The sequence below is a fragment of the Vibrio makurazakiensis genome (assembly GCF_050337375.1).
Lineage (GTDB): Bacteria > Pseudomonadota > Gammaproteobacteria > Enterobacterales > Vibrionaceae > Vibrio > Vibrio makurazakiensis.
The window spans coordinates 1-4,125 of sequence record NZ_JAKJSW010000290.1 but is presented as its reverse complement, the minus strand read 5'-3'; the positions used below and the strand labels follow the sequence as shown (position 1 = coordinate 4,125).

Annotated in this window: 6 protein-coding genes; 1 reads left to right on the top strand and 5 read right to left on the bottom strand. The window is 42.1% G+C overall.

Annotated elements, in window-relative coordinates; translation table 11 throughout:
• The 5 genes from L4C33_RS20135 to yegD form a co-directional block, all read right to left on the bottom strand.
• On the bottom strand, positions 1-461 hold a 461-nt coding region (locus L4C33_RS20135; protein WP_428814183.1), incomplete at its 3' end, for a condensation domain-containing protein.
• Between the two features lie 435 nt (positions 462-896).
• The gene (locus tag L4C33_RS20130) at positions 897-1,139 is read right to left on the bottom strand and encodes a hypothetical protein (RefSeq protein ID WP_428814182.1); all 243 of its coding nucleotides are present in this window, start codon (positions 1,137-1,139) and stop codon (positions 897-899) included.
• Between the two features lie 41 nt (positions 1,140-1,180).
• Positions 1,181-1,396 carry a DUF3820 family protein gene (locus L4C33_RS20125; protein ID WP_428814181.1) on the bottom strand — a complete coding sequence of 72 codons (216 nt, stop codon included), beginning with the start codon at positions 1,394-1,396 and terminating at the stop codon, positions 1,181-1,183.
• Positions 1,397-1,404: 8 nt separating this feature from the next.
• Positions 1,405-2,085 (bottom strand): DUF3313 domain-containing protein, encoded by a 681-nt coding sequence (locus L4C33_RS20120; RefSeq protein ID WP_428814180.1) that lies wholly within the window; start codon positions 2,083-2,085, stop codon positions 1,405-1,407.
• Positions 2,086-2,272: 187 nt separating this feature from the next.
• Entirely contained in the window at positions 2,273-3,625 is a 1,353-nt protein-coding gene (yegD, locus tag L4C33_RS20115; protein WP_428814179.1) for a molecular chaperone, read from the bottom strand.
• A 170-nt stretch (positions 3,626-3,795) separates the two neighbouring features.
• On the opposite strand from yegD, the gene L4C33_RS20110 reads away from it, so the two are divergent.
• Entirely contained in the window at positions 3,796-4,104 is a 309-nt protein-coding gene (locus L4C33_RS20110; protein WP_428814178.1) for a DUF1289 domain-containing protein, read from the top strand.
• Positions 4,105-4,125 lie beyond the last annotated feature (21 nt).

The following is a 4,125-nucleotide window of genomic DNA, read 5'->3' as shown; positions in this document are numbered from 1 at the left end:
GGCATATCAAGCTGTTTCAAAATATCCCTAATTAAGTAAATCAATGAAGTGCCGTCACAGATGACGTGTTGACCAGTCACAACCAATTCACACTCGTTTTTCTTCTTTACTAGTGTGACCCTTACCAYCGGCCCCTGTTCAAAAGGAAAAGCGGTTTTCCACTCATTTTTTACCACCTGTTCACAGGCATCCGACGCTTCTTCATTAACTATACGTACAGGGACTTCCGGTACATCGTCTGTTGTGTACCAACCATCCCCCTTCTCATCAAAGAAGACACGGACAGCCAACAGTGCATGTCTTTTTCGTAAAGCACCCACCGCATTGCGCAACTCAGACTCTTCAATTTCACCTTGGATTTTGGCCACCATAACGACATTCATAGGCATCATCAGCATTGAGCGCTCAGCGTACACTCTAGTTTTATATCCAGCCTGATAATTAATCGTATTAGCAGCCATTCTTCACCCTGTTAACTTAAGAATCGATAAGATCATTTTACACATAAACACATAACAGCTAATTAAGAGGGAAGTAAATCTTGATTCAACATGGAAATATTCCTCTCGTCATGCTTTTGTTACAGATAACACTAGCACCTTTCTCAAAGTAATCAGTCAGATAATACACATGATGACAATAGCACTTGATTCAAAGTAGGCAATGACTAATAGAAATAAGAGTAATTCCCTGTTTCTAATGGTGAATGGAGCGAGTCTGGCTTTTCACCAATTTATTCGTTCGTTTATAGCAAACATAATCTGCTGAGGGTTGTTTTCTTAGGGTAGTTAGTACGAAAAGGGAAAAAAGAGTCAGCCTAACGGTCTGACCCTTGTGCATGAGAGCACTGATATTGTCGAAGAGGTTAAGGATCCTTTGGTCGTTGCTGTCGCTGATTACTTAAGCTGATGACCCGTCTTCTTTGCCAGCTTTTGCATAGCCTCAGCAAACGTCGTCGTCCCGCCTTTAGCTTTAACCTGTATAACCTTATACCCCATTTTTTCCAACGCTTGGCGTTCTACTAAAACAGCTTTGTCATCTTGCTGACTACCTTGGGCAGGCTGGTGAATGTAACAACCCTCTAGTTGACCATCTTCGACCAATTGGTGGTGTTTCAGTGCATTGATATCAAAATTCATAGTAAGTCTTTTTAATTAAAGTGGGGGTTTTCTGTAGCAGGTCAAATACGCTTTAAAGGTTTAACCACGCTATCAAGCCCTTCAATTTTCAGAGCAAGGCATAGCTTTAATAAATCCCCAAGCTCACCACTTGGGAACCCTTTCTTATCGAACCAGAATAAATATTCTTCTGGCAAGTCAATTAACATTCGCCCTGCGTACTTACCAAACGGCATTGGCATACGCGCTAACTTAATTAAGTTCTCTTTTTCTAACATTTCACAAATTATTCAGGTTTTTGCCATCCCTGTAGAGTAACACCTAAACGATCGACCCAAAAGTTGATCGCATCTTTCGCATCATCCAGCGAATCAATCATGGTTGAGAAGTCTTTATTACCCGCTTCACGGTCAATCGCAGCAAATAGCGGCGTCCCCGTCGAAGCGTCGCTAACCAGTAATTCGATCGTCGCGCTGCCAACATTAGTATGCTCGCCTGTTGCAATCATCGCTACCGTTGAAACAGCTAGCCCGAAAGGTAATACACTACTTGTTACCGCTAAAACAGGGTTAGGCGTTTCTACATTACTCAAGGCTATACTAAGACGTAACGAGTTTTCCGACGGCTTTTCGAGTACAGGTTTGTATGGAGAAATCTTATTAGTTAATTGTTCCACTAGGTAAGCGGTGAGTTCTTCTATTTGTTCTTCGTTAATGGTTTCTTCATCTGCCACCACAAATACCTGGTCAATCACCACAGAATCATAACTTGAGAGCTTATTGTGCAACCGCTGATCATCTCGTAATCCAAGTCTTGCCCAGACAAGATCGACACCACCTTTCGGGCCTGGTTGAAAGTCTTCATAACTGGTGAACTTTGTCGCTGTTTTAATTGGACCATTAGCACAGCCGACTAAGAAAACAGACATTAGTGCCGCAAGACCTACTTTGAAACTTTTTACACTCATGATTTAACTCCAATCGATAATGCGTACAGAATACCATTCCTTTGTGAAATTATTGTCGATATAGACCATTATTCAGAGAGGCTTCACATCCACTTTGGGTACAAAAACTATTTAAATGTAAAATTTAGTTTAGATGTAAAAAAGCTCACCAAAGGGTGAGCTTCTATTTTCTGATCAGTGTACATACTTATCGGAAGCAGACCTCAGCCCAACGAGCCAGGCCAGCAGTTACAGAGCCAAAGTAGTTACCACTCACAATTGGAGTATGTGGTACAGCTTGTTCTACCGCCTGACGAAGGATTGGAGAACGAGCAGAGCCTCCCGTCATAAAGATAACATCAGGGCTTTTATGACCTTGCTGCACAGCTTCTTTAACTAGCTCAACCATTTTAGCTTTAGGCGCATCAATGGCTTCAATCATTTGTTCAACCGAGATATCCACTTCAATAAGCTCAGAAGCGATATTCATCGCGGCTCTATATTGAGGCATATCAGCAAGTGCAATCTTTGCTTCTTCTGCTCGGCGTACAATGCTGTAGCCTAGCGTTTCTTGATACACCTTAAGTAAACGGTCTAGTTTTTCGGGTTGTTGAGCTTCTTTTCTTAATAACTTCAAAGCACTCAAGTTTTCACGAGCATAGAAACTGCGCTGTGCTTCTACATTATTGATTGCGATTGGGTTCCAGAATTGGGTCAACGGCATATCAATACCACCCGCACTTTTGCTACCCATACCAAACGGCGACATTAGCTGCTTAAAAGCTAAGTAAATGTCTAAGTCATTTCCGCCGACACGTTGTCCACTGTGCGCGAGTAAGCTTTGTGTTCTATCACTTTGATTTGCCCAACTAGGCCCCATATCGAGCAAAGAACAGTCCGTCGTACCACCACCGATATCAACAACAAGCACTGTTTTGTCTTCCGTCAGCGTACTTTCATATTCAAGACCAGCTGCAACCGGTTCAAACTGAAATTCAATATTATTGAAGCCTGCACGTTTGGCTGCGCGAGAAAGAATTTTTTCTGCTTGTTGGTTAGCTTCTTCGCCACCACGGCCATGGAAGTTAATTGGACGACCGATCACTGCTTCAGTAATCGCTTGCTCTGTTGATACTTCAGCTTGGGTTTTGATGTTCGCCATCATTGAGCAGACCAGATCTTCAAAAAAGCTGACCTGTACATCATGCAAACCGCTAGCACCTAGAAAAGACTTCGGAGATTTTACGTAATAAACATCACGCGGATCTTCAAGATAAAGATCAAGAGCAGCTTGGCCAAATGCCATATCTTCCGGCACAAGGTCGATACTTTCTTCTCTATTTTCTGCAATAGCTCGGCGCAGTACTTGCTCACCAACCGAATCACTTGGCTTAATATTAAGGTGACGAAACAAATGTTCAGAAACACTTTCACGAGTAGGAGCACAAATAGTAGAGGGTATATAGTGGCTGCTGCCTTCTACTGGTAGTAGTTGCGGTTCTCCGCCAACAATTGAAGCTACCGAGCAATTAGCTGTACCGTAATCGAAACCTATATACATAAATATCCCCCATTAACAAAAAGGGGCGAGATGCTACCTTAATCACGCATTAAATACGAGCCAAAACTGCTCCCTTTCATCATCAAACTGGCACTACAACTTGACTGAAACTACACAATAAAAGCAAATGATGGTAAGTTCCGTTTCGCACTTTACATTGGATGATTAAAATGAAAACACCCTGCGTTGCAGCATGTAAAAATAACGGCGGTATTTGTAGTGGCTGCAAAAGAACCATGAATGAGATTATTGGTTGGAAGAATCTGTCAGATCCAGAACGCCAAGACATTATGGATAACTTAAGTGAAGATGGTTCAACGCACTCTTGCTCACAATGCAACCAGCCAGCTCAATGTGATATCAGTGCGGGTAAAGAAACTTGCTGGTGCTTTGAACTTGAAAAAAGAGACACCAGCAAAATTGAAAAGACTGGAACTTGTATGTGCCGAAACTGTTTATCTGAACTACCAATCTTATAATTGGTTAGTTAAGTGCTAAGC